The following is a 25,290-nucleotide window of genomic DNA, read 5'->3' as shown; positions in this document are numbered from 1 at the left end:
ATAAAAAGGGGAGAGGAAAAATTAATGACAAATAGTGATGAGCGGTTATTTGCTATGCTTATTTATTTAGTTAGCTTCTTTGTGCCTGTTATAGGACCTTTAATCATTTGGATTATCAAAAGAGATGATTCGGATTTCATAGATTATCATGGCAAAGAATATTTTAACTTCTTTATATCTTTCACAATCTACGGTTTTGCCAGTGGAATATTAATCCTTCTTATCATTGGTTTTTTATTGGTCCCAGCTGTTGGCATAACAGGATTTATCCTAACAATTATAGCTGCAGTAAAAGCATATAATGGAGAAAGATATCGCATTCCTTTAGTAATTAGATTTATAAAATAGTGTTTTAATAGAAACTGTTCCTAGCGGGATAGTTTCTTTTTTTATATTGAAAAAACTTCTATACCGAAGAAGGGACATAAATAGAGTTGAAAACGCATAGCAGCCGTTGAAGCCGCATAGGCCGAAACGAAATCCTGATTTGTATCAGACAAGTTACATTCACGGACAACCACCTTAAAACTATGGAAATCAATATAATTCAACTTCGTATTTAAAAACTTATCAAAATAAACTAGAATAAACCATTGCAAAATAACCTAAAACCGAATATTATAGTATATGTGTTTTAAATCATTCGGAAAGTAAGGTGTTTTTAGTGAATAACCTTTTTAAACTACAAGAAAATAATACAAATATACGAACTGAAGTCGTTGCAGGATTTACAACCTTTTTAACAATGGTTTATATTGTAATCGTTAATCCAGTTATATTGTCGGCTGCTGGGGTCCCTTTTGATCAGGTTTTTACAGCGACGATTATTGCTGCAGTCATTGGAACAGTTTTCATGGGATTATTTGCAAATTATCCTATTGGCATTGCACCCGGGATGGGATTGAACGCTTATTTTGCTAGTGTAGTTGCTTCTCAAGGTATATCCTATCAGGTGGTATTTGGCACCGTCTTTCTCGCTGGAATTCTTTTTGTTTTATTAAGTCTTACAAATCTAAGAGAAACGCTCATCGCTGCGATACCTTTTTCATTAAAGTTTGGAATAACGTCAGGTATAGGATTATTTGTTGCCTTTCTCGGATTGAAGATGTCTGGTATTGTTGTAGAAAATGAGGAAACAATAGCTGGACTTGGTGACTTACATGATCCTGTTACATTACTAACGATAGCAGGTTTATTCATTACGTTAATTCTTATGGTACGTCGTGTCAAAGGTGCTTTGTTCTTAGGAATGATTATTACAGGTGTGATAGGATTTTTTACTGGAATGCTTGATTATAACGGTATTACATCTACACCACCAGCTCCTGTATTTTTTGATTTAGACGTAACAGGGGTTTTTTCACACGGACTTTATACTGTTGTTTTTTCTTTTTTATTGGTAACTATTTTTGACACAACTGGTACATTGATAGGAGTTGCTGAACAAGCTGGATTTATGAAAAATGGCCATATGCCTCGAGCAAAATCAGCACTCTTGGCAGACGCTACAGCTACTACCGTGGGGTCATTATTTGGTACGAGTCCTTCAACCGCTTATGTTGAATCCACTTCAGGGGTAGCAGTAGGTGGAAGAACTGGTCTGACATCTATGGTAGTGGCAAGTTTATTTGCTTTATCAATATTCTTTAAGCCCATTGTGGAAACAATAGCGGGACTACCGGCTATCACAGCACCAGCCTTAATTATTGTTGGTTGTTTCATGATGGAAGGTTTGGCACGTATTGATTGGAAAACATTTGACGAAGCTTTCCCTGCGTTTGCGATTATTTTAACAATGCCGCTTACCTCAAGCATTGCCACGGGGATAGCGATTGGCTTTATTACTTATCCGCTTATGAAACTCGTTAGTGGTAAAGGGAAAGAGGTTCATTGGATTATTTATCTCTTTGGTGTTATCTTCTTACTCCAAATGATATTTTTTCCAGCACACTAATTAGGCAAATTTTAAAGCTAAAAGTTTATAGCGTCAAATGGATTAACCCCGACGACTTTTCAATCGTTGGGGTTTTATTAATCGACTAAAGGGAACAATTTATATACTAACGAAAATAATGAGTGGAAAAAAATACATCAAATAATTAACGATATATTGTTGCATGACGTCTGACAACTTGGTAATCTTGGGAAGTGTGCTATAAATTTATATTAAAGAAAGGTAGAATAAATTGCTGAGTAAACTAATGGGCTTATTAGCCATCCTCTTTGTGCTCGGTATTGCTTTTTTACTGTCCAACGACAAGAAAAACATTAATGTTAAAGGAATAGGGATTATGTTGGTTCTCCAATTCCTAGTGACATGGTTTATGTTTTCCACTAAGATTGGTCAACAAATCATTAATGCAATATCAGCTGTGTTTAATAAGTTGATTGAATTTGGAACAATCGGGATTGATTTTATATTAGGTGGTATTGTCAAAACGGAAGGAGAAAGTGTCTTTTTCTTTGATGTTTTATTACTGATTATCTTTTTCGCTACAATACTCTCAGTATTGACTTATCTAAAAATACTCCCAACGGTTATTAAATTTATTGGTGGAGCTATTTCTAAAGTGACGGGGCTACCAAAAGTTGAATCCTTTAATGCGGTGAATAGTATCTTTTTTGGTCAGTCTGAGGCTTTATTAGCCATCAAATCTCAATTCGATCATCTTAATGACAATCGACTTTATATTGTTAGTGCGTCTGCAATGGGGTCTGTTTCAGCTTCAATAGTTGGGGCATACTTGCAAATATTACCCCCGAACTTTGTATTGGTTGCTTTGCCGTTAAATATGTTTAGTGCGCTTATTGTGGCATCGATTATTGCGCCAGTACATGTTAACAAAGAAGAAGACATAGTCGATGTACGGGAAGTAACTAATGACAAAAGTATATTTGAGGCCATGGCGAATGGCGCCCTTGATGGTGGTAAAATCGCTCTAATAGTTGGTGCTATGTTAGTTGCTTTTATAGCGTCATTGGAGCTTGTTAATTGGTTAATTCAATTAATATTTGCAGGTGTAACATTACAGCAAATTTTAGGGTATGTTCTAACACCTATAGGGATATTAATGGGGATTGCTCCAAGTGAAGTGATTGAAGCAAGCGGAATTATGGGCACGAAAATAGTCACGAATGAGTTTGTGGCAATGTTGAAATTTGAGCCTTTGATTGATGTAATGTCCGTGAAAACGGTCGGAATCGTGTCCGTTTTCTTAACAAGCTTTGCTAACTTTTCATCAATTGGAATTATAGCAGGTACTGTTCAAGCGATTGATAAGGAGAAAGCAGTGAGTGTGTCAGGGTTTGGAATGAAATTGTTAGTCGGTGCTACGCTAGGTTCCATTTTATCAGCGACAATTGTAGGTATTTTCTTATAGCTAGAAAAAGAAACTCATCGAGAAGCTTTGTTTCTCTCGATGAGTTTTTTTAATGGTTATATCTCAGTCCAGTTTGTACGTTGCTAAACGGGCGCTTGCGCTTTTGATTTTGCTGGAAACTTTTTTTGTAAATATAGTAACCGAACAAGGAGAGCAATGGCACCTGTACTTAAGCCGACAATAATTCCGACCCAATAACCAAAAGGTTCAAGCGATGTATAAGTCGCTAATAACCAACCAGTCGGCAAGCCTATGAGCCAGTAAGAAACAAGTGACGTGATCAAGGTAACATTAACATCTTTATAACCGCGTAAAGCCCCCTGAATTGGGGCTCCGATTGCATCGGCTAATTGATAAAAAATAGCAAAATAAATAAATTGTTTTGTTAGAGCGACAACATCGGGATTGGTGTTGTAAAGCTTTGCTACAGGTCCATTAAATACAAATAGAACAAGGCCGGCAAATACAGCTATAGCAAGCCCGATAAAAATGCCGATGTAACTATAAGTGCGGGCATCTAAAAAACGTTTCCCTCCTACTTCAAAACCGACAGCAATGGTAAGTGCCATGCCGACACTAAGTGGTAACATATAAAGTAAAGAAGCGAAATTCATCGCTGCTTGGTGAGCAGCAATCGTGTAAGTGCTGAACACACTCATTAATAGCGTGATGGCCGCAAAGATACTTGTTTCAAAAAATATTGAAAAACCGATTGGAATCCCAATCTTCAATTGTTCCCACCACTCAATAAGGGAGGGTTTGACCCACTGACTGAATAGGTTAAACTCTTTAAAAGGATGTATTTTATAAATTGTACCTAAGGCAATCAGACAAATTAGCCAATACGTAATCGCAGTAGCTATCCCGGCGCCAATACCTCCAAAAGCTGGAAGCCCCAGTTTTCCAAAAATAAAGATATAATTAAAAACAAGATTTAAGGGCAATGATGTTAGAATTATCATCATCGATATACGAGTTTGACCGAGTGCATCAATAAAGCTTCTTACTGTATTAAAAACAAATAAAGGAACAATGCCTAAACTTAAGGAGACAAGATAATATTTAGCCGTATAGCGTACAGCTGGTTCTAAATCCATCGCATTTAAAATAGGTGTTAAGATAAGAGTGCCGATTACTAATATAATGATTGCTAGGGCTATAGATAAATAGATTCCTTGCTGGACTTTTCGAGGAATGTCGTCATCTTCCTTAGCACCGATGAGTTGCGCTATAATAGGAGTAATGGCGATGAGTACACCATTAATTCCAGTGAATATGGGGACCCACAAACTTGAACCAATTGCCACGCCAGCTAAATCGATAGCACCGGCTCGCCCAGACATCACTGTATCAAAGAAGTTCATCAGATACATACTGACCTGGGTAATAAGAATAGGGATTAATATAACAGTAAATAATTTTAATTTATCTCTTAAAGTAGATGTTTCATACATAAAACTCTTTCCTTTTCTATAGTTTTCTAATAGGATAAAGAAGTGGTATTTTCTAATCACCCGAAGTTTTCATTAAACAATGCTTAACATAATAATAAATGACAATTAATAAAAGTCACAAAGGCAATTATACTCGATTTGAGGGTATTATGGAAGAAAGGAAGTCGTTTATAGTGAGTAAAAAACGTATCCTGTTTACAGGTGGAGGGACAGCGGGTCATGTCATCGTTAATCTGGCTTTAATTCCCGTTTTTCAAAAAGAAGGATGGGAAGTCGATTATATCGGTTCGAAAGACGGTATTGAAAGACGGTTGATCGAACAGGTTCCTAATGTAGATTACTATCCTGTCTCAACAGGTAAATTAAGAAGATATATGTCTATGGAAAACTTCAAGGATCCATTTAAAGTTATGAAAGGAACCGTGCAGGCATGGAGAATCATTGGCAAACGCAAACCGAATGTCATTTTCTCTAAAGGTGGCTTTGTCTCTGTGCCGGTTGTGTTGGCATCAAAACTTCGCCGAGTTCCATCGGTGATTCATGAATCAGATTACACTCCGGGGCTCGCTAATAAGCTCTCCATTCCATTTACCAATAAGGTGTTGGCCACATTTTCTGAAACGATGCAATACTTGCCTGAAAATAAAGCAGAATATGTAGGTGCTGTCATCCGAGATGAATTGTTCCAAGGGGATAAAACAAGAGGAATTACATTATGTGGCTTCACGAAGGATAAACCCGTTCTCTTAATTATGGGAGGTAGTGCTGGGGCGGAAAGAATCAATCATGTGGTCAGGGAGAGTCTTGACTTTTTATTAGCAGAGTTTCAAATCGTCCATATTTGTGGGCAAGGAAAAGTTGATTCAACCATTGATAAGAGAGGCTATATTCAGTTTGAATATGTGAATGAGGAGTTAAAAGACATTTTCGCGATAACGGATTTTGTCATTTCACGTGCCGGTGCAAATGCTATTTTTGAATTTTTAGCTCTCCGTATTCCGATGTTACTTATACCATTATCTAGAGCAGCAAGTAGAGGAGACCAAATTGTTAACGCGGAGTCTTTTCAGGAAAAACGCTATGCTCGTATCCTTGAAGAGGAAAATTTGACACAGGGAACGTTAGAGCAAGAACTTATCCAGTTAAAAGAGTATGCCCCATTAATGAAAGAGCACATGAGCGAATATAAAAGTGAAAAATCTCGTGATAGAGTAATAGAGATTATCAAAGACATTTCGAAATAGCTATTCATATTAAAAAGCATTCCGACACAAACGGAGTGCTTTCTTTGTAAATAAAGTGGACTCTACACCTTTTGAATTAAATAAAGATTCAAATAAAATGGTAAATATTGAGTAAACATGAGTTATAGTGAGAATAAACGACAAATAAGCTATCATTTGTGAGAAAAATCATGTTATTCCTTTAAAATCTCTTAATACGAAAATATACATAGATTAATAGCGTTTGATTTAGAAATAGATATTCAGTAACCTTAATATGTTAGGTCCTTCGTCATGCTTTCCATCTTTTCTTTCGTTTAAATCTTCAATTTGAACATCTCATATATAGATAAATAAACTATTTGATTTGAACCTTGATGACGGTAAACAGGGCTTTTCATTTATGGAAAGATATAACTAATCTATTTCCAAGAAACAAAATTTAAAAATAAGGGGCGTACCAATGAGAAAAATAGGGGTTATTTTTGTTAGTATTTTAACTATTATGTTAGCTGCATGTGGTGACTCGACCACGGAAGGAACAATTGATGAAATTGTATTTGCTGACGCCGGATGGGATAGTATTGTAGTTCATAACTACATTGCCCGCACAATTATTGAAGAAGGTTTTGGCTATGATACGGATGAAACAACAGGTTCAACTGCAGCAACGCTTCAGGGCTTACGTGAGGGAGATATTAACGTTTATACTGAAGTCTGGACGGATAACGTGCGTGAAGCCTATGAAGAAGCAATTGAAGCTGGAGATATAGAAAAATTATCAGTGAACTTTGATGATAATGATCAAGGTCTTTATGTACCCACATATGTTATCGAAGGTGATGAAGAACGTGGGATTGAACCGATGGCACCTGATTTAAAAACAGTTGAAGATTTGAAAGATTATCCCGATGTGTTTGAAGATCCAGAAGATCCAGGACGCGGAAGAATTATCAATGGTCCTAGTGGATGGGCTGTAGAAGAAGCAATTACAACAAAATTTGATACGTATGGACTGGATGAAACAATGAATAATTTTATCCCAGGTTCTGACTCAGCTGCTGTTGCAGACCTTGTAAGTGCATATGAATCTGGAGAACCGTGGGTAGGTTATTACTGGTCTCCTACTTGGGTAACAGCAAAGTATGATTTAACGTTACTTGAAGAAGATGATTTTGATGTTGATGCATGGGATGAAGATAAAAGCACTGAATTCCCACCAAATGATGTCGTAGTGGCTGTTCATAAAGATTTGCCTGAGCAAGCTCCAGAGGTCGTTGAATTCCTAGAAAACTATGAAACGAGCAATGATTTAACAGAAGAAGCATTAAATTATATGGAAGAAGAAGAAGCTTCAGCAGAAGAGGCAGCTATGTGGTGGATGGAGCAGCATGAAGATATCTGGACAAGCTGGATAGATGAAGATATCGCTGACAAAGTAAAAGATGCACTTAATTAATTAAAACGAGCAGCTAGCCGCTTGGTTGGCTGCTTTTTCTCCATTTTATATAAAACTTTATGTAAAGAGAGGTGTGAAGCTGCTGATATAAATGCAGCGTGTTTATGGGTGGTTTTCCTGATATACAAACCCAATTAGGGCAATATGTTGACTCATTGGTCAGCTTTATAGATACAACTTTTAAAGGGTTATTTGATTTTATATTTCTCATCTCTTCAAGAACGATTAACGGGATTGATGATTTCTTAGTTTGGTTACCGTGGTGGCTGTTTATTATTATTGTTATCCTGCTTGGATGGTATTTCAAATCAGTTTTCTCTGGTTTTTTATATGGTTTTTTTATTTTCTTAATCGGAACATTCGGTCTTTGGGAAGATATGATGACAACGATTGCTATTATCATAACAGCTGTGGCGATTTGTTTGATTATCGGTATTCCTCTTGGGATTTACATGGCATTCCGTAGAGGTTTTTCAACAATCATGCGGCCGTTGCTTGACGCCATGCAGACGATGCCGAGTTTTGTTTATTTGATTCCAGCGATCTTTTTCTTCGGTCTTGGAAACGTGTCTGCAATTTTTGCAACATTAATCTATGCTTTACCTCCTGTTATTCGCTTAACAGAGTTAGCTATTCGCGGTGTAGATCAAGAAGTTGTTGAATCTGCAGAGTCATTTGGTTCATCAACTTGGCAAATGCTAGGTAAGGTTCAATTACCACAAGCCTTGCCGACGATTATGGCCGGTGTGAACCAGACAACAATGATGGCTTTGGCGATGGTTGTTATAGCATCCATGGTTGGAGCTTCTGGCTTGGGAGAGCAAGTTCTCGTCTCTATTAATCGAATCGATATCGCACTTGGCTTTGAAGCAGGTATAAGTATTGTCTTCCTAGCTATTATTATCGATCGTATTACCAATGGCTTTGCTGATAAGCTTCAGAAGCATAGGAGGGTAAGTTAATGACAACACAAATAAAATTGGAAAATGTTTCGAAAATATTTGGATCGAAACCAAAAAGCGTCATACCTATGGTTAAAGAAGGCATGTCAAAAGATGATATATTGGCTAAAACAGGTCATACAGTTGGTGTTTATAATGCCAGCCTAGAAGTGAAAAAAGGTGAAGTCTTTGTCATTATGGGGCTGTCTGGAAGTGGAAAGTCTACCCTCATTCGTTGTTTTAATTTATTAAACAAGCCAACAACAGGGTCTGTGTATATTGACGGTGAAGATATCGCTAATTCCGGTAAATCAACCTTGAAAAAAGTAAGGCAAGAAAAAATTGCAATGGTGTTTCAGCATTTCGGTTTGTTTAATCACCGAACAGTTCTAGCAAATGTAGAGTATGGCCTTGAAGTACGTCATTATTCCAGAGAAGAACGCCGAAATATTGCTATGAAAAATATTGAGATTGTTGGATTGAAAGGCTATGAAGATAAATACCCCGATGAATTATCAGGTGGAATGCAGCAGCGTGTAGGACTTGCTCGTGCACTCGCTAATGATCCTGATATTCTTCTTATGGATGAGCCATTCAGTGCGCTAGATCCGCTTATTCGTCGCGAGATGCAACTAGAACTTCTTGATATCCAAGAACGATTGCAAAAAACGATTATCTTTATTACCCACGATGTAAACGAAGCCTTTAAACTTGGCGATCGTGTTGCTGTGATGAAAGATGGTCATGTTGTTCAAATAGGAACGCCGGAAGAAATAATTGAACAGCCAGCTAACAATTATATTTCAGAATTTATTAAGGATATTGACCGTTCTAAAGTTATTCAAGCAGAACATGTCATGATTAAGCCAAATGCGTTAGTCTCTACCAAAGACGGACTAAACGTCGCGATTAAAGAAATGGAAGAGAATAATATTTCCAGCGTCTTTGTCGTTGACCGAAAGCGTGAAGTAAAAGGGCTCGTTACAATTGATGACGCAGTCAAAGGCATAAAAGAGAAGAAATCACTCCAAGATGTAATGAAAACAGACATTAATATTGTGAAAAGAGATGAATATGTCAGCGATTTAATTCCCAAGACATTAGAATCAAGTTTCCCACTAGCAGTTGTTGATGAAGAGGAGAAATTGGTAGGGTTTATTTTACGAGTTCACGTGTTAGCGGGACTTATTGCTGATGAGCCAGAAAAAGAAGGACAAGTACAATAAAAAGATATCAAAAAAGCAGCTAAGTTTTAAATTATAGCTGCTTTTTGTCTATATATTTAAGCCTAAATAGGAGGTCAAAATTTTTGACTCAGGGTACAGATTTACTAATTGTTAAAAGATTTCACCATGTCCAATGAATTTAATATCAACCGTATATGTTACATCAATATCGGGATAAAGTTTCCGCCATTCTTGATTTGTTAGTTTTTGATCTCGCTTTTTTTGACGATATATTTCTCCATATCCTAAAGCGTCAGAATCAAAGTCTTGTAATTCATTTAGTAATTTTTCATAACGGCTTCGTAATTTTTTTCCTACCTCTTTTTCGATTTTCTTTTGAATTTTAGTATCTTCTATATTTAAATTTTCGTGTTCCGATATGTCAATTAACCTTACTTCTAATTTAAATGAATGATCGAATTCAAGCGCTTCCTTATTCACTAACTTAATGTCGCTCTTATTTCTTATAATATCAATAGTTAGATGGATGTCATCATCATTTAATTTGCTTAAACCGTTTTGAAAAGGCCTTGATGGAATAGAGAATTCCATCCATTCTTCTTTTACCCGACCAAAATTAAGGTTAAATAATTCTCTGTCGTGAATGGGAAGGTCTCCAACATATTTATCATCTTGGAAAACACCAATTGAAGTAATTTTTGGTTTGCCATCTAAAACCTCAAAAATGGGTAAAATCGGATCGCGACCAACATCTCCATAAAAGCGCATGAATTTTTGTAAAGTCATTTTAGGGAAGTGTTTTTTACTCGTGCTGCTTTCCTCTATAACATCGTGTAAGTATTGGCCAATATTCATGGAAATGTCTTGTTCATTCATTTTTAATACATCTTCAGCTGTCGTTTTGCTTAATGCTAAATACATCGTATCGGGAGTATTAGGATTTCGGTTTAACATATCAAGGTAGGGGGCGATTCCTTTCTTAGCTGCTTCTAAACCATATAAATCTAATTGTATTTTACCGAGCTCAAGAAGGAAGTTGGATTCATAGTTAGCGTTATTTACAGCACCTGTTGGTGTACCCCCTGTACCTGAAACAACCTTTGTAATGTCTTGTGATTGTTCTTCAAATTGAAATATGACAAAGTTGGTTTTAATTTCATTTTGGTCTTCAATATCAATCCCACGTGCATTAATAATACCAAGGTTTTCCAGTTGTCTTTTGTCTGGACATCCAGTCAGTAGCAGGCATAATATAATTAATAAAGTGAGTGTTTTTATTTTTCTCATGAGTTATCCAATCCTTTAGATCTTTTCCATTTTTTTCTGATTAACACACATGGTAATAAAATAAAAGGATATATAAAAGCAATCCAGAATCCTATCTGTGCAATAAAATCAGTTAGTTTTAATATTTGATAGTCATATTTAACAAAACTAACGACTAGAAGTATTATGCCTGCCAAAACATAGATGGAGCCTTTCTGCTTTATATTAAAAAGACGATTTAGACCGTAAGTCATCCCCCATAAAAGTAATACATTGTTAGGAATAATAATTAGTAACCATGCCATGATGACTATATAATCAATTCGCTCGACAAACGTAAATGAAACACTTTTGAATAGTGTTAACAAAGACCATTCAAGGTCTTCAATATGTTCTAAACTGAAGTACCCGATTAAAACGATAGTTAATACTAATAAGATGAGTGATGAGTAAGCTATCCCAAGGAATGTAGGTAATTTAGTCTTCTCTTTATTTTCGATAAAAGGATACAATAAAAATAACATTTCAAAACCGCTATTTGTAAAGAATGTTGCTTTTGCACCTTGCATTAATTCCTTTGGTGATGCTTGGAACATTGGCAAGAAATGGCCCCATTCCATCCGTGACATGGGATCATATAAAAATATTAAGAGTGTTTGGGTAGCTAGAAAGAAAATAAATGCGACGCCTGTTATTACTCTAATGCCGCCAGTAATAGCGTATATAACTAGTAATAGGATTAATGTAGCAATCACATAGGTTGGGAAGGTGGGATATAAGAACATCTGAACCACTTCAATATAAGTAGCTATAACGGTAATTAGACCCATACCGAAATATGAAACATAGATAATCCCAAGAAATTTCCCCAAAAAATTTCCAAATACATCAACCTGAATGCCAAAAATATCTGCGTTTTCGTATTGATTCAGAATTATAAACATAACAGCAACAGTTAAGATAATGAACGCAAAGGCTATCAATATGGATACCCAAGAATCCTGCTGTGCAAATTTAAAAATATAACGCGGCGCTCCCATCGTACCTACACCAAATTGAAGAGAAGTTATTAAAAAAAACAAGTAAAAGGCTCGAATCATCACGTGAGCTGGGACTTTGACATTAACATTCATATTATTCACCTACTGATCAATATCCTTTTTTTGAGAGGCCTCTTCTGCATTGAATCGTTTAAGTTTCTTTGGCCGGTAAGACTCAACTCGTTTAGTAGTGTAATCAGGCGGCAAGCGATAAAACACTTTATTAAAGTCTTGTAGTCTTAATGGATAAAGTGGGGTTAGAAATGGGCGACCTAATGATGTTAGTCTCAACATATGAATGATTAAAAAACTTAAAGCCCATATTAAGCCTAATAATCCAAATATACCCGATAAAATAATAAGTGGCATTCTAATGATTCTGATAGTGGTTCCCAGTAGATAGCTGGGTGTTGTGAATGAAGCAAGTGCACTCATGGACACAACAATTAATAATATATTACTAGTAATTCCTGCTGCTACTGCAGCTTGACCAATTACAATACCTCCAACAATTCCCATTGTTTGACCTACTTTTGTCGGTAATCTGGCTCCAGCTTCTCTCAGTAATTCAATTAGAAACTCTAATAATAGAGCTTCCAATATAGGGGAGAAGGGGACAACGGCTCTTGATTGCCCTACGGTAACGAGTAATTTTGTAGGAATAATATCATATTGAAAGCTGATAATCGCTACATAAATCGGTGTAATGATTATAGAAAAGAACATCGCAATAAAACGCAATATTCTTAAGAAGGCTCCCGCCTGCCAGCGCATATACAAATCTTCAGTCGACTCTAAGAAACTAAAGGCATTCGCAGGTGCAATAATACCTGACGGACTGTTTTCGACGAGAACGCCAATTTTACCTTTTGTTATTCCATAACTGAATTTATCGGGAAGCTCTGTTATTTCAAATTGAGGAAATAAATTAAATTGATCGTCCTCTATGTATTGTTTTAATACAATACTATCTTCAATCTCATCTACGTCTAAATCTTTAATACGTTGTTTGACAGTGTTAATGTCTTCTTGATTAGCAATTGATTTCATATAAACGACGCGTACGTCTCGAGGGACTGTCTTCCCCACTTTATACTCCTCGATAACAAGTTTAGGAGATCTAATGCGCCATCTGACAATGTTTATGTTTGTAATAATTGATTCGGTGAATGCTATTTTTGGACCTAAGACCAGTGATTCAGTTTCCGCCTTTTCGAGTGAACGTTTTTCTTTATTAATTAAAGAATAAGCAATTATTTCGCTTTCTTGCTCAATATAGATAAATACTTCACCTAGTATAATTTGATTGTTAATCTCTTCTAATGTACTTGCTGTGCTATTTTCACCAATTGGAATTTCGTTTAAAAGTGATTTGTTGGTCCACGGTTTTTCGGAGGATAGTAAAGGGTTTAAAATACTTGTTTCAAATTTATCTGAGTTAATGAGATTAGATAAATAAAAAACGGCGACTTTTTCACCTTGGATTTCATATGTTTTAAAAATCAGATCTGGATTTGTACCAGTGGTTGATTCGAATTGTTCTTTAACTATCTTTTTAAGTTCATCCGCCTTTAGAGGAAAGAGATTTTTTTTCCAGTGTCTTCTTTTTCTCATGTCTACCTCCATACAAAAATTAACTAGAATTTAGTATGTGGAGATCGATAAAACAATATACATGTATTAAGGTTAAACATCGGGAACCCGTTTTAATTTAACTTTATAGTTTTAACAATTTCTACATAAAAAAACTACACAGAACATAAATTAGGTCCTATGTAGTAATATGCAGTAGTTTTATCGATCTTTCGTTACAACATCCACTTTTCCTGTTCCTGGATCGATGACAAGTCCATGAACTTTAATATGTGCAGGAAGAAGGGGGTGATTACGGATTATAGAAACACTTTGTTCAACGGATTCTTCAACTGTATCAAATCCATGAAATTCTTCTTCAAAGTCAATCCCACTATTTTTTATTGTTAGTAATGTCTTATCTTTAATGCCGCGTTCAGTCATTTTATCGTATAAAGAAGTCGTATCCACGTGGGACATTCCACAATCATGGTGGCCAATCACCGTTACTTCTTCAGCTTTAAGTTCATAAATAGCGACGAGTATACTCTTCATGATAGAATCGAAAGGTTTTCGTATGATTGCACCGGCATTTTTTAACATCTTCACGTCACCGTTTTGTATATTTAATGCTCTCGGTAATAATTCCACTAATCTTGATTCCATACATGTGAAAATGACCATGCGTTTATTTGGAATACTATCTGTCGTATATTGTTCATACTCTTTTCCAGCTACAAATTTTTTATTATACTCTAGCATTTCTTCAAGATGCATTTAAGATCCCTCTCTCTTATTATATAGATTTCCTTTTTAAAAATTATAAAGTTTTATCTATTAATTGTACAGAAAGATTATACTATAATATGACATTTGTTGATAAAATCTTATGAAAATTTGAATTTAATTATTATATACGGTATAATAGATGCAATTTAATTATAAGGGGTGAAGTGAATTGGGAAAAGTTGTTCGAAATTGTCGATTATGTTGTAATCCAATGGATAGTAGCCCATTTGCAATGTGCGCTCCCTGCCTGAGAGATAGTGAGAAGGTTCGGAGTATAGTAATTAAACAGCCAAACCTTTCCATTGAAGAAGTTTCTCAATTAACTGAAGTCTCTTTGCCAACAATACAAAAATTAATTAAAATAGGTTGGAAAAGTAAAATTAAAAATTAAGTCTACTATTCATCAAGTAGTTTTTACACCCCTTACAAGAATGTCTGATAAGAGAAGAACAATTAGTTTTTCTCTTTTTTTATGTGCTCTTTAAGTCTCATGGTAAACTGTGAAGAGACACATATTTATTTTGGTGCTGAGGTGTTACATGAATAAAAAAAATGAGGATAAACACGATATTATAGATGATGACTTGTATGAAGAATTGGATGATGAGGAGTTATATGAGCTCGTTGAAAAAGCGAGAAGAGATGCTTATAAAAAAGCAAAAGAAAGAGAGGAAAAACCAAAAACACCTTTTCCAAAATGGTTATTTTGGGTAGTGGCTATCGCAATGTTTTTTAATGTACTGGCTCTTTTTCCTCAAGTGGTGTCCATTCCGGCGCTTGATTTCTTAAAGACCTCGGCTAAATTATCTACCAATGATGACATTAAAAGTTATAAAAAGTCAGTTGTCGTTATTGAAACAGACGAAAGCCGAGGGACAGGTTTTTCAGTCAGTGATGATGGTATTATTATTACAAACGATCATGTAGTTGAAGGGCATGATCAGGTTTTAGTGGCATTTAAAGATGAAGGGCTTTTTAATGCACAAGTCACCGAGAGATATCCGGATATTGATTTGGCAGTTTTAGAAACAGAAACGGACGGTGACACATTCCCTTATTTGAATTTAGCCGAAAGCGCTGAATTTAGGGAAAATGAACCTATCTATTTTATTGGAAATCCATTAAGGTTTAATCGAATTGCAAATGAAGGTCATATTATTGATTATGTACAATTGAAAAACTGGGATAAGCAAGTCTTAATGATAGAGGCCCCTGTATACCGTGGGAATAGTGGCAGCCCAGTCATCAATAAGGATCGTGAAGTCATCGGAATAATATTTGCCACCACTAACCATGAGACTTATGGGAAGGTCGGTTTATTTGTTCCCATCGATTATTATTATGAGGTGCAGAAGTGACTGGTGATGCCATGAACTGATTAGTCACCAAGATTTAAATGAAATGTAATTCATTTGAGATAGCTATCAGCCTATTCTTTCGTTAAGATAGTTATTATTAATTATAAATATAAAATGAACCATACTTTTAAAATATACATAATTAAGATGGTGAAATCCTCATGAATGATAATTTGACAGTTTTGTTACAAATAGATGTTTTATTTAACGAAAAGATTACAAAGACACTCAGAAAAGAAAATCAAGTGACGAATAATGTAATGACGGCGGGGGGTGCTTCTGCTTGATTACTCAAGAATCAACCAAAGATTTAACCCTCGAAGAAATGGTGATTGTGGCACAGCAAGGAGATCTAGACATCTTGAATCACTTGTTGAAAGCCTATCAACCTTTTATCGCTAAGTGTGTCTCTGGTGTATGCAAACGATATATCGATCCAGAACAAGATGATGAGTTTAGTATTGGATTATCTGCTTTTCATAGTGCTATTGAAACATTTTCACCCGACAAAGGCAGTTCTTTTTTGTCTTTTGCTAAGTTAGTGATCACAAGACGGATTATTGATGATATCCGCGCCAAACAAAGGTACCCGGATTCTGTGTCATTAGATGAGACGTTTGATGCGGAAAAAATGGAAAATCCTCGAGAAATCAAAGCGGTGAAAGATGCTTACAAAGAGGAGCAGGATATATGGTATCGCCGACAAGAAATATTAGATTTCCAAAAAAAATTAGCTGCTTATAAAATATCTCTTTCAGAATTGACAGAGGTGGCTCCGAAACATAAAGATGCAAGGGAATCGGCTATTAGAACAGCACGAATTCTTTTTAATGATGCGGATATGAAGCAGTATGTCCACAAGAAGAAAAGATTACCAATGAAAGATCTAGTTAAAAAAGTAGACGTCAGTAAAAAAACTCTCGAACGTAATCGAAAGTATATTTTAGCGATTTTTATTGTTTTAGATAAAGAATATCTTTATCTAAATGATTATTTAAAGGGGGTGGGTCAGTGAAGAAAGGCATTATAATGGAACAGCACCCACAATACACAATCGTGATGACAGACGATGGCTTATTTCAGAAAGCTCTTCCCATCGAAAATGCTCAGATAGGGTGTGAAGTTGTTTATCGTCCATTGATAAAGAGAGAAGCCCCGTCTTTCTTTTTCAAAATCAAACGTTTCGTGACAGTACCAACTGCTGTTCTAGCGATGATGTGCTTCATTGTTTTGCTAGGATTACCGATGTATTTATCTACGGGATCTTCCAAAACTTATGCCTATATTAATGTAGATATAAATCCAAGTGTTGAAATGAAACTTAATAACAAGATGCAAGTGACTTCACTATCACCACTAAATGACGATGCATCTACTTTGCTTGATCACTTAAGCGATTGCAAAGGTAAAGACTTAGAAACCGTATTAAAAAAAGTTATCAAAGAAAGTGAAGCAAATGGCTTAACTCAAAATGGAAAAAACATGATTATAGGTGTTAGTTATATTGATGGGCAAAATGAAGATTTGTTTGACTTTGATGATCTCAATCTTACTCCTGACTGGGGAGTCGTGACTTTAAATATACCGGAAGATGTAAGGGAGATTGCTGAAAAAGATCATACCTCAATGAATGAAGTCTTTTTTGAGACAGTTAATGAGAATCCAGATAACATAAAACATTTAAATCAAAAAGATAAAGAAATTATATATTCATTTTATAGACATAAACATCCAAAAGAAAACACTCAGGATTCTTTAAAACCGAAAGAAAAAAAGATAAAAGAGGATCAAAAGGCAATTGAGGAAAATCAACCTTCTGATAAGCATAAAGAAAAGTCTGAACCCAATCAACAGGACGCGAAGAAGGATAATAATTCAAAGGATAAACAAAAAACTTCCGAAGATAAGAATTCTAAACAATCGCCTGAAAATAAGAAGAAAGAAGAAAAACATCATAAAAAGCATCAAAAAAATAAGCAGGGGCAGCACCAACCATCTCGACACCAAAAGAAACAAGATAAGCAAAAGCACCATCAGCCACCTGGGCACCAAAAGAAACAAGACAAGCAAAAGCATCATCAGCCACCCGGGCACCAAAAGAAACAAGACAAGCAAAAGCACCATCAGCCACCCGGGCAGAAAAAGAAACAAGATAAGCAAAAGCATCATCAGCCACCCGGGCAACAAAAACATAACAAACATAAGCATCATCAACCACCAGGACAACAGAAGAAACATACTTCACCGGGACACTCTAAAAGGTAGCTGTAAAAAAACAAGGAATATACCCACATTGGTACATTCCTTGTTTTTTTATGATTAACACAAGAGCATTTACTTATATTTCAATTTTTTCTGTTGGTACATACTGCATTGCATGATCTAAATAATAGAGGAGGTCATCATGGGAGTTAATCACCTTTTTTTCATCTAAAGAATAATGATAAGCATTTAAGAAAAGTTGTATCTTTTTCGACAGTAAATCATCCTCTGTTCGTACCATTAGAACGAGTAAATCATCCCACTGTCCCCATAACGTATAATACAATGCTTTGTCGTAATCAGGCATATCCATTTTTAATTCCCTCCTTAACCTTAAAGGGTACGTTTACTTTTCCCGCTATTTATATATATATTTTTAAAATCCAAAATGGTGTAAGTACCAATTTTAGGTACAACAAAATAGAGAATAAATCAGTTTATCTGATACATACTAAACTCAAAATCGTAAAGGAGGAATAAATAAACCATGAAATCAATGAAAGTCAGATTTCTTACCATTTTTGCAGTAATTATGTTGGCACTTGTTGGATGTAACGCTAATACAAACGACAACCAAGAGGGTCAAGCAGATGATATGAATAAAATCGAGCCTACTCGATATAACACAAACGATAATCGGAATGATACGAACAGAAATACACGTGATTACACGATGGATCGTAACCGAAACGACGAAGGAAGAGAAAATCGTGGTTTAAATCGTGAGGATAGAGATCGTAAAGATAATAATCAAAATTATGAAGTTGCCGAAAAAGCGGCAGATCGTATTACAGATAAAGTTAAAGGCGTCGACCGTGCGTATGTATTAACAACTAATAATAATGCATATGTTGCTGCAACAATGGATAATGATCACAGAGATAACAACCGTAACGACACAAAGAAAAAGGATAGACATGATGGTGAAAATCGTGATCTAGACAATAATGATGGTGGAATGAACACTCATCATACAGGTGATGACTTAACAGATGATGTGAAAAATGAAATCAAAGATATTGTAAAGTCAGTTGACAATAATATTGATAACGTTTATGTGTCAACAAACCCTGATTTCTTCGATTTAACCAATAATTATGTAGATGATATGAACAATGGTAAACCTGTAAGAGGTTTTTTCGATCAATTTGGTAACATGATTGAACGATTATTCCCCCAGAATAAAAACAGATAAATAAAAAATCGAGCGCCTAAAAAACAGGCGCTCTTTTTTTATCAATTTAAAAGTTATGATAAACTAAAGTATAATGAAGTAACAAAATAAACTGGAGGAATGATTTATGTCTAACAAAGCATTAGTATATTTAGCTGACAATCGAGAACGTCTTTTGAAAAAGTTAAATGAGTTTTTATCAATTCCAAGTGTAAGTACGGATTCGGAACATAAGGGCGATATCAAACAAGCAGCGGATTTCCTCGCGACTTACTTAGTAGAAATAGGTTTTGAGAACATTGATACGAAAGATACTGGAGGGCATCCTTTAGTTTATGCTGAATATAATGGTGCCGGGTCTGACGCATCGACCGTTCTTTTTTATGGACATTACGACGTCCAACCTGTTGACCCAATTGATCAATGGAAGAGTGATCCCTTTAAACCGGAAGTTCGTGAAGGTCGAGTGTATGCAAGGGGTTCCAGTGATGATAAAGGCCAAGTGTTTATGAATTTAGCTGTGTTTGAAGCTATTATGAAAACAGATGGCAAACTTCCCCTAAATGTTAAAATTTGTATCGAAGGTGAAGAAGAAATCGGCAGTGAAAATCTTTACGATATTCTTCAAGAGAAAAAAGAGTTATTCGAAGCTGATTTTGCCGTTATTTCTGATTCAGGTATGGTAGCGGAAAACCAACCTACAATCCTTTATGGTCTTAAAGGGTTTACAGGAATTGAAATAACAGTGGCTGGTCCAGACCATGACTTGCACTCTGGTATGTATGGTGGTGCGGTTAGAAATCCGGTTATGGCTTTGACGCAAATTTTAGCAACAATGAAAAACAGTGATGAAGTGATTACCGTCGATCATTTTTATGATGATGTTGAACCTCTGTCAGAACACGAACGTGAATTGATTAGTCAGGTTCCTGGTGAAGATTTTGTTGAAGCAACAGGAGCCCCAGATACAGCTTCTGAAAAAGGGTATACCCCACAAGAACATACGATGGCACGCCCAACATTTGAAATTAATGGAATCTACGGTGGCTATCAAGGAGAAGGGACAAAAACAATCATTCCTTCTTCAGCGACAGCGAAGATTACATGTCGTTTAGTTCCAGGACAAGATCCTGAAAAAATTCAACAATTATTAGAGGACCATGTGAAAAAAGTAGCACCTTCAGGAGTTCATGTTAATGTTCAAAAAGAAAAGCTATCGTCTAAAGCTTATAAAGTTGAACCAGATCATCCATTAATTAAAAAAGCTGCGAAAAGCTATACGAAAGCTTTTGGAAAAGAAACAGTTTTCGTTCGGATGGGGGGATCAATCCCTGTTGTTGAGTGGATTGAAGATATTTATAATATCCCAGTTGTCTTGTTAGGTTTTGGTACGCCAGGTGATCGTCTGCACTCACCTAATGAAAGCTTTCCACTGGATAGTTACGATAAAGGTATGGAGACACTAGTTTATTATTGGAAATCCATTAATGATTAAGCTTTATAGAGAGGAGCGTCGGTAATGAAATTAGCGATTGTCACGGGTGTATCAAAGGGGCTTGGAGCATCTGTTGCCGAGCTATTTCTAAAGTCGAATATACCTTTAATTGGCACCTCACGTACGGAAAATAATGAGTTAAAGCAAATAGCAGGTGATAATAATACTGCTTACGAGCATCTTTCAGTAGACTTAAGACAAGAAAAAGAACTAGAAAATCTTGCAGAAGCTCTTGGTGAAAAATTAGCTCATTTTCAGCCAACGATTGTTTATTTAGTGAATAACGCAGCCATGGTTAAACCTGTTCATCAAGCGAGTAACATTAATCCAAAAGAGTTGTCAAATCATATTAATCTCAATTTGACAGCTCCGGTAATATTAACTAATTCACTCCTAGCCCAAGCTAGTGGGCAAGATGCGATATTAGTGGCGTTAACAGTTACTTCTGGTGCAGCTGAAAATCCAATATATGGTTGGAGTGCTTATTGTAGCACAAAGGCCGGCATGAATATGTATACTAAAACAGTGGCCCTTGAACAAGAAGAACTTAATACAGGACATAAAATTATTGCGTTTAATCCAGGAATCATGGATACAAATATGCAAGCCAATATAAGAGAACACACCCATGAAGAATTTATTGATATTGATCGTTTTAAATCCTATAAAGAAAATCAACTTCTTCGTCAACCTCGTGAAGTGGCTGAGGTTCTTTATAAGATTATAATTAAGGAAGAAAAAATTCAAAACGGGTATATTTACACTGTAGACGAATACTTATAGAGCAGATTTAGAGTCATCTATTAAACAGTTATAACTGCAATGATTGTGAGGATATGTTAAAATTTAATTGGATTGTTTTGAGAGATGTATCATTATGAATGATTGAAAGGAAAATTGGTATGATCACACGAAAAAGTAAACGTGAAGTTGAACAAATGCAAGAAGCGGCTGATATTTTAGTTGCTTGTCATAAAGAAATTGCTAAAATGATTAAGCCAGGGATTACTACGATGGAAATTGATCAATTTGTTGAGTCATTTTTAGAAAGACACGACGCTATCCCTGAGCAAATAGGGTTTAATGGTTACGAATATGCAACATGCGCATCCATTAACGATGAAATTTGTCATGGTTTTCCTCGTAACGAGGCTCTTGTTGACGGCGATATTGTAACAATTGATATGGTTGTTAACTATAAAGGAGGACTTGCCGATTCAGCGTGGACCTATGCTGTAGGTAAAGTTGATGAAAAAGGACTTCGACTAATGGATGTCACGAAAAAGTCTCTCTATAAAGGAATCGAACAGGCAAAGGCAGGTAACAGAATTGGGGATATCGGCCATGCGATTCAAACATACGCTGAAGGAGAAGGTTTTTCAGTTGTAAGAGAATTTACAGGTCATGGAATCGGCCCAACCATGCATGAGCCGCCCCATATTCCGCATTTCGGTGAACAAGGTAAAGGGATTCGCCTGAAAGAAGGAATGGTTATTACGATTGAACCGATGATTAACGAGGGCGAATGGAAGAGTAAAATGGATGATAACGGCTGGACAGCACGCACTGTTGACAAAGGACGCTCAGCACAATACGAACACACTCTTGTTATTACAAAAGATGAACCGCTTATACTAACAGAACAAGATAAATAATAAAAGAAACATCCTCTGCGTAGTATAGAGGATGTTTCTTTTGTGCATGTATTCCTGTCTGTTATTCGGATGTGTAATGTCACTGTTGTATAATTCTCCCGGTCACGCTCAAAACTCCCGTATCTTCATGAAAAGTAATTGAGAGACCACCTTCAAACTGTAAAAATCTCTCCAATATTTTCTGTGTCTGTTTTACCCATTGTGTAACGCGTCTGTTATTAACTCACTTCTCCTTTTTTGTAAAAAAGCACTGTGATAATCGGGCTTAGTAAGCAAAAGAATGCAAATGGTAAATATGATAAGACAGAGACACCTAGGACATCAGCGATAAAGACACCGCAGACACTCCAAGGTACGAGTGGATTAATAACTGTTCCGGCATCTTCCAAGGTTCGAGATAAAGCTTTATTTTGCAGGCCAGCTTTTTCGTAGATTGGTTTATATGTTTCACCTGTTAACATGATGGATAAATATTGTTCTCCGATGATAACATTAATCCCAATTGCCGTTGCTGCAGTTGACATAATGATTGAGCGTGTCTTGATTAACTGTGCTTGAAGTTTGACTAAAAATGAAGGAATAATCCCCGTCACAAATAACAAGCCACCGAATCCTAGTGCAAGTATCACGAGTGAGATAGTAAAAAACATACTACTCATTCCACCTTTTGTTAACAGCTCATTAACAGGTTCAAAGCTAGTTGTTGCTGTATAACCATCAAACCAAATTCCCCATATTATTTTAAAATCTAAACCGCTTATAAAGAATGCAATAACTGTTGCAATGATGCTACTTAACCCAATTGATAAAAATGCGGGTATTCTAAATAGGGTACAAATGATCAAAATAATTAAAGGTATCCAAGCGCTCCAGTGCAGTAACCCAGTTTCTGCAAGTGCCATCTTGTATTCATTAGCTTGTTGAAAAGACATAGCTTTATCTGGAGATAGAAAAGCAAATAATATAAAAGATATAATAAAAGCCGGTATTGTCGTCAGACTAATATGTTTAATATGGTCAAATAAATCTACATTGACAATCGTTGACGCAAGGTTTGTCGTATCTGACAAAGGGGACATTTTATCACCAAAGAAAGCACCTGAGACGATTGCTCCAGCTGAAATTGAAAGAGAAACATCCAGTGCACTGGCCATCCCAATAAACGCAACACCAATTGTGGCAGTTGTGGTGAGTGAACTTCCCATGGATACGCCAATGATTGCTGTCACTGCAAATACTACGGCGTAAAACCATGTTCCACCAATTAACGTAAATCCACTATTAATTAATATAGGAATCGTCCCACTTATCATCCAACTACTGATTAAAATCCCAATTAAGAAGAACAAAAAGATAGCACTCATTCCTGTTTTTGCTCCTTCTACCATCCCGGTTTGCAAATCATTATAAGAAATATGTTTAAAAAGGCCGTAACTAATTAAAAGTAAAATACCGATTAGCATAGGGATATGGGGAACTGTTCCCAATCCAATAATAAAATAGCTCATTAATCCTATAATAACTAAAAATATAATAAATGATTCTAAGAGAGATGGTTGATATTTTGGCTTGATTGGAAACATGATTTTTTTCCTCCTTTTATTAAATATAAAAAAACTTCATCCCTAAAAAAGGGACGAAGTTTATCTCCGCGTTACCACCCTAGTTAATGAAAGTCTGTGCACTTTCACCCACTTATTAAAAAGAGTCCATTGTTTTGCGAAAAGTGTAATTTCAATTATTTCCTGCCAGAGCTTTCACCAGCCGCTCCGTCTCTGATTTTTCTGCTCAGAAATATTTACTGACTTTACTGGACCCGATATTATTTAAAGTTGAATAACATAGAATATACGCGCTTTTTTTCAAACTGTCAATATGTTATTCTATAAAGTCTTTTATTTTGTATTTTTTGAATTATAAGTTATAATAGTTTAAATTTTCGAATCAGGAGGGAGACGTATTTGAACGAGAAAGTGAGTGTTACAAGCGAGAAATCTAGTCAAACAGCTAAAATGATTAAACGAGGAATAACGGTAGGTTTTCCAATCATGCTTGGGTATTTACCCATTGCAATTACATATGGCGTGTTGGCCAAACAGTCAGGTCTTTCTTTGTTTGAATTAACAATGATGAGCGTGTTCGTTTTTGCAGGAGCCAGCCAATTTATGGGTGCTAATATGATTGCAGTGGGCGCAGGGGCTTCAGAAATTATTATCGCTACATTTGTTCTTAATTTTAGACATTTTGTGATGAGTTTATCTTTTATGAACCGTCTTCGCGCCGTGGCGCCAAAGTGGAGAGCCTCTTTATCTTTAGGATTGACAGATGAGACATTTGCAGTTTCTTCTTTACATACTAAAGAAGCTGAGGAGGAAAAAGGAGCATATTTTTATTTATCATTATTTTTAACTGCTTATCTCTCTTGGATAGTGGGCTCTTTTCTAGGTGGTGTGTTAGGTGAAGTAATCCCTGAAAAATTAAGTCAGAGTATGGGAATCGCTCTTTATGCTATGTTTATTGGATTGCTTGTCCCTTCTGTGAAAAAAGAACTTAAAGTAGGACTTGTTGCGATTATTGCTATGTTAATCCATGTGTTATGTAGTTATGTGTTACATATGAGTTCGGGATGGGCAATTGTATTTGGAACAATTGTCGGTGGCTTTTCAGGTGTATTTCTATTAGAGGAGGACGAGCAATCATGATTATTATTCTTATTATTATCGGCATGTCTCTCGTAACAATGATCCCAAGAGTAATTCCAGCTTTTGTTGTTGGGCAACTTGAGTTTAAAAGTTGGCTTAACCGTTGGCTTAATGCCATTCCATATGCCGCACTTGGTGCTTTGATTTTTCCAGGTATTATGTCAGTTCAAGAAGGTCAACCTCATATCGGCCTGGTTGGTGGTCTTGTAGCTATTGTGCTTGCCGCTTTAGGCTTAAATGTAATCTTGGTCGTAATGGGAGCGATTTTTACTGTTTTCTTACTTTTAACATGATATATTAGAGAAGGATAAAATTAAAACAATCTCAAAATAT

General features: G+C 35.9%; 25 protein-coding genes. 18 read left to right on the top strand and 7 right to left on the bottom strand.

Going from position 1 to position 25,290, the window contains the following annotated elements; all coding sequences use genetic code 11:
* Nucleotides 1-24: 24 nt before the first annotated feature.
* The 3 genes from KQI49_RS02165 to KQI49_RS02155 all read left to right on the top strand — a co-directional run bounded on the left by KQI49_RS02165 (nucleotide 25) and on the right by KQI49_RS02155 (nucleotide 3,380).
* Complete coding sequence (locus KQI49_RS02165) at nucleotides 25-348, top strand: DUF4870 domain-containing protein (protein WP_216486415.1); 324 nt, start codon at nucleotides 25-27, stop codon at nucleotides 346-348.
* A 316-nt stretch (nucleotides 349-664) separates the two neighbouring features.
* Entirely contained in the window at nucleotides 665-1,954 is a 1,290-nt protein-coding gene (locus KQI49_RS02160) for an NCS2 family permease (protein WP_216486413.1), read from the top strand.
* Between the two features lie 247 nt (nucleotides 1,955-2,201).
* On the top strand, nucleotides 2,202-3,380 hold the full coding sequence (locus tag KQI49_RS02155) for a NupC/NupG family nucleoside CNT transporter (RefSeq protein ID WP_371817511.1): 1,179 nt from the start codon (nucleotides 2,202-2,204) through the stop codon (nucleotides 3,378-3,380).
* 83 nt (nucleotides 3,381-3,463) lie between these two features.
* On the opposite strand, the gene KQI49_RS02150 is transcribed toward KQI49_RS02155, so the two are convergent.
* Nucleotides 3,464-4,834, bottom strand: coding sequence for an MATE family efflux transporter (locus KQI49_RS02150; protein WP_216486411.1), 1,371 nt, complete (start codon nucleotides 4,832-4,834; stop codon nucleotides 3,464-3,466).
* Nucleotides 4,835-5,007: 173 nt separating this feature from the next.
* Here KQI49_RS02150 and KQI49_RS02145 point away from each other — a divergent pair, with 173 nt between their 5' ends.
* The 4 genes from KQI49_RS02145 (at nucleotide 5,008) to KQI49_RS02130 (ending at nucleotide 9,683) form a co-directional block, all read left to right on the top strand.
* A complete protein-coding gene (locus KQI49_RS02145; RefSeq protein ID WP_216486409.1) occupies nucleotides 5,008-6,078 on the top strand; it encodes an undecaprenyldiphospho-muramoylpentapeptide beta-N-acetylglucosaminyltransferase in 1,071 nt (356 codons plus the stop codon).
* A gap of 442 nt (nucleotides 6,079-6,520) precedes the next feature.
* Nucleotides 6,521-7,516, top strand: coding sequence for an ABC transporter substrate-binding protein (locus KQI49_RS02140; protein WP_216486406.1), 996 nt, complete (start codon nucleotides 6,521-6,523; stop codon nucleotides 7,514-7,516).
* Between the two features lie 104 nt (nucleotides 7,517-7,620).
* Complete coding sequence (locus tag KQI49_RS02135) at nucleotides 7,621-8,478, top strand: ABC transporter permease (protein WP_216486404.1); 858 nt, start codon at nucleotides 7,621-7,623, stop codon at nucleotides 8,476-8,478.
* Nucleotides 8,478-9,683, top strand: a complete 1,206-nt coding sequence (locus KQI49_RS02130) for a quaternary amine ABC transporter ATP-binding protein (RefSeq protein WP_216486403.1) — start codon at nucleotides 8,478-8,480, stop codon at nucleotides 9,681-9,683. Before KQI49_RS02135 ends, KQI49_RS02130 begins: the two co-directional genes overlap by 1 nt.
* A gap of 111 nt (nucleotides 9,684-9,794) precedes the next feature.
* Here the strand turns inward: KQI49_RS02130 and KQI49_RS02125 are convergent, their stop codons facing one another.
* The 4 genes from KQI49_RS02125 to KQI49_RS02110 all read right to left on the bottom strand — a co-directional run bounded on the left by KQI49_RS02125 (nucleotide 9,795) and on the right by KQI49_RS02110 (nucleotide 14,299).
* Nucleotides 9,795-10,931: a Ger(x)C family spore germination protein gene (locus KQI49_RS02125; protein WP_216486400.1), complete on the bottom strand. Its 1,137-nt coding sequence runs from the start codon at nucleotides 10,929-10,931 to the stop codon at nucleotides 9,795-9,797.
* Nucleotides 10,928-12,043, bottom strand: a complete 1,116-nt coding sequence (locus tag KQI49_RS02120; RefSeq protein ID WP_216486398.1) for a GerAB/ArcD/ProY family transporter — start codon at nucleotides 12,041-12,043, stop codon at nucleotides 10,928-10,930. The genes KQI49_RS02125 and KQI49_RS02120 overlap by 4 nt, the downstream gene beginning before the upstream one ends.
* Before the next feature lie 9 nt (nucleotides 12,044-12,052).
* Entirely contained in the window at nucleotides 12,053-13,564 is a 1,512-nt protein-coding gene (locus tag KQI49_RS02115; RefSeq protein ID WP_216486396.1) for a spore germination protein, read from the bottom strand.
* Nucleotides 13,565-13,744: 180 nt separating this feature from the next.
* Nucleotides 13,745-14,299, bottom strand: a complete 555-nt coding sequence (locus KQI49_RS02110; RefSeq protein WP_216486394.1) for a beta-class carbonic anhydrase — start codon at nucleotides 14,297-14,299, stop codon at nucleotides 13,745-13,747.
* 181 nt (nucleotides 14,300-14,480) lie between these two features.
* Here KQI49_RS02110 and KQI49_RS02105 point away from each other — a divergent pair, with 181 nt between their 5' ends.
* The 5 genes from KQI49_RS02105 (at nucleotide 14,481) to KQI49_RS02090 (ending at nucleotide 17,934) form a co-directional block, all read left to right on the top strand.
* On the top strand, nucleotides 14,481-14,702 hold the full coding sequence (locus KQI49_RS02105) for a hypothetical protein (RefSeq protein ID WP_216486392.1): 222 nt from the start codon (nucleotides 14,481-14,483) through the stop codon (nucleotides 14,700-14,702).
* A gap of 148 nt (nucleotides 14,703-14,850) precedes the next feature.
* Entirely contained in the window at nucleotides 14,851-15,669 is an 819-nt protein-coding gene (locus KQI49_RS02100) for a S1 family peptidase (protein ID WP_216486390.1), read from the top strand.
* A gap of 161 nt (nucleotides 15,670-15,830) precedes the next feature.
* Entirely contained in the window at nucleotides 15,831-15,956 is a 126-nt protein-coding gene (locus KQI49_RS18720; protein WP_256438981.1) for a hypothetical protein, read from the top strand.
* Nucleotides 15,956-16,684: an RNA polymerase sigma-I factor gene (gene sigI, locus KQI49_RS02095; protein ID WP_371817510.1), complete on the top strand. Its 729-nt coding sequence runs from the start codon at nucleotides 15,956-15,958 to the stop codon at nucleotides 16,682-16,684. The genes KQI49_RS18720 and sigI overlap by 1 nt, the downstream gene beginning before the upstream one ends.
* Nucleotides 16,681-17,934, top strand: coding sequence for an anti-sigma-I factor RsgI family protein (locus tag KQI49_RS02090; RefSeq protein ID WP_216486388.1), 1,254 nt, complete (start codon nucleotides 16,681-16,683; stop codon nucleotides 17,932-17,934). Before sigI ends, KQI49_RS02090 begins: the two co-directional genes overlap by 4 nt.
* Nucleotides 17,935-18,007: 73 nt before the next feature.
* On the opposite strand, the gene KQI49_RS02085 is transcribed toward KQI49_RS02090, so the two are convergent.
* Nucleotides 18,008-18,244, bottom strand: coding sequence for a YhdB family protein (locus tag KQI49_RS02085; protein ID WP_216486386.1), 237 nt, complete (start codon nucleotides 18,242-18,244; stop codon nucleotides 18,008-18,010).
* A gap of 174 nt (nucleotides 18,245-18,418) precedes the next feature.
* Between KQI49_RS02085 and KQI49_RS02080 the strand changes: the two genes are divergently transcribed.
* The 4 genes from KQI49_RS02080 (at nucleotide 18,419) to map (ending at nucleotide 22,255) form a co-directional block, all read left to right on the top strand.
* Entirely contained in the window at nucleotides 18,419-19,126 is a 708-nt protein-coding gene (locus KQI49_RS02080; protein WP_253286619.1) for a YhcN/YlaJ family sporulation lipoprotein, read from the top strand.
* A 106-nt stretch (nucleotides 19,127-19,232) separates the two neighbouring features.
* On the top strand, nucleotides 19,233-20,600 hold the full coding sequence (locus KQI49_RS02075) for a dipeptidase (protein WP_216486384.1): 1,368 nt from the start codon (nucleotides 19,233-19,235) through the stop codon (nucleotides 20,598-20,600).
* A 24-nt stretch (nucleotides 20,601-20,624) separates the two neighbouring features.
* Nucleotides 20,625-21,383, top strand: coding sequence for a (S)-benzoin forming benzil reductase (locus KQI49_RS02070; RefSeq protein ID WP_216486383.1), 759 nt, complete (start codon nucleotides 20,625-20,627; stop codon nucleotides 21,381-21,383).
* A 119-nt stretch (nucleotides 21,384-21,502) separates the two neighbouring features.
* A complete protein-coding gene (gene map / locus KQI49_RS02065) occupies nucleotides 21,503-22,255 on the top strand; it encodes a type I methionyl aminopeptidase (RefSeq protein WP_216486382.1) in 753 nt (250 codons plus the stop codon).
* Between the two features lie 218 nt (nucleotides 22,256-22,473).
* Here map and nhaC read toward each other — a convergent pair whose 3' ends face one another.
* Entirely contained in the window at nucleotides 22,474-23,838 is a 1,365-nt protein-coding gene (gene nhaC, locus KQI49_RS02060; RefSeq protein ID WP_216486381.1) for a Na+/H+ antiporter NhaC, read from the bottom strand.
* A 429-nt stretch (nucleotides 23,839-24,267) separates the two neighbouring features.
* On the opposite strand from nhaC, the gene KQI49_RS02055 reads away from it, so the two are divergent.
* Both KQI49_RS02055 and KQI49_RS02050 read left to right on the top strand, forming a co-directional pair.
* Nucleotides 24,268-24,957, top strand: a complete 690-nt coding sequence (locus tag KQI49_RS02055; protein ID WP_216486988.1) for an AzlC family ABC transporter permease — start codon at nucleotides 24,268-24,270, stop codon at nucleotides 24,955-24,957.
* Nucleotides 24,957-25,250: an AzlD domain-containing protein gene (locus tag KQI49_RS02050; protein WP_216486986.1), complete on the top strand. Its 294-nt coding sequence runs from the start codon at nucleotides 24,957-24,959 to the stop codon at nucleotides 25,248-25,250. The genes KQI49_RS02055 and KQI49_RS02050 overlap by 1 nt, the downstream gene beginning before the upstream one ends.
* The last annotated feature ends 40 nt before the right edge of the window (nucleotides 25,251-25,290 follow it).

This window comes from Virgibacillus sp. MSJ-26 (assembly GCF_018918075.1).
In the GTDB taxonomy this organism is placed as follows: domain Bacteria; phylum Bacillota; class Bacilli; order Bacillales; family Amphibacillaceae; genus MSJ-26.
Note: the sequence above shows the minus strand (reverse complement) of the source record. Positions and strands in the feature narration are given on the sequence as shown.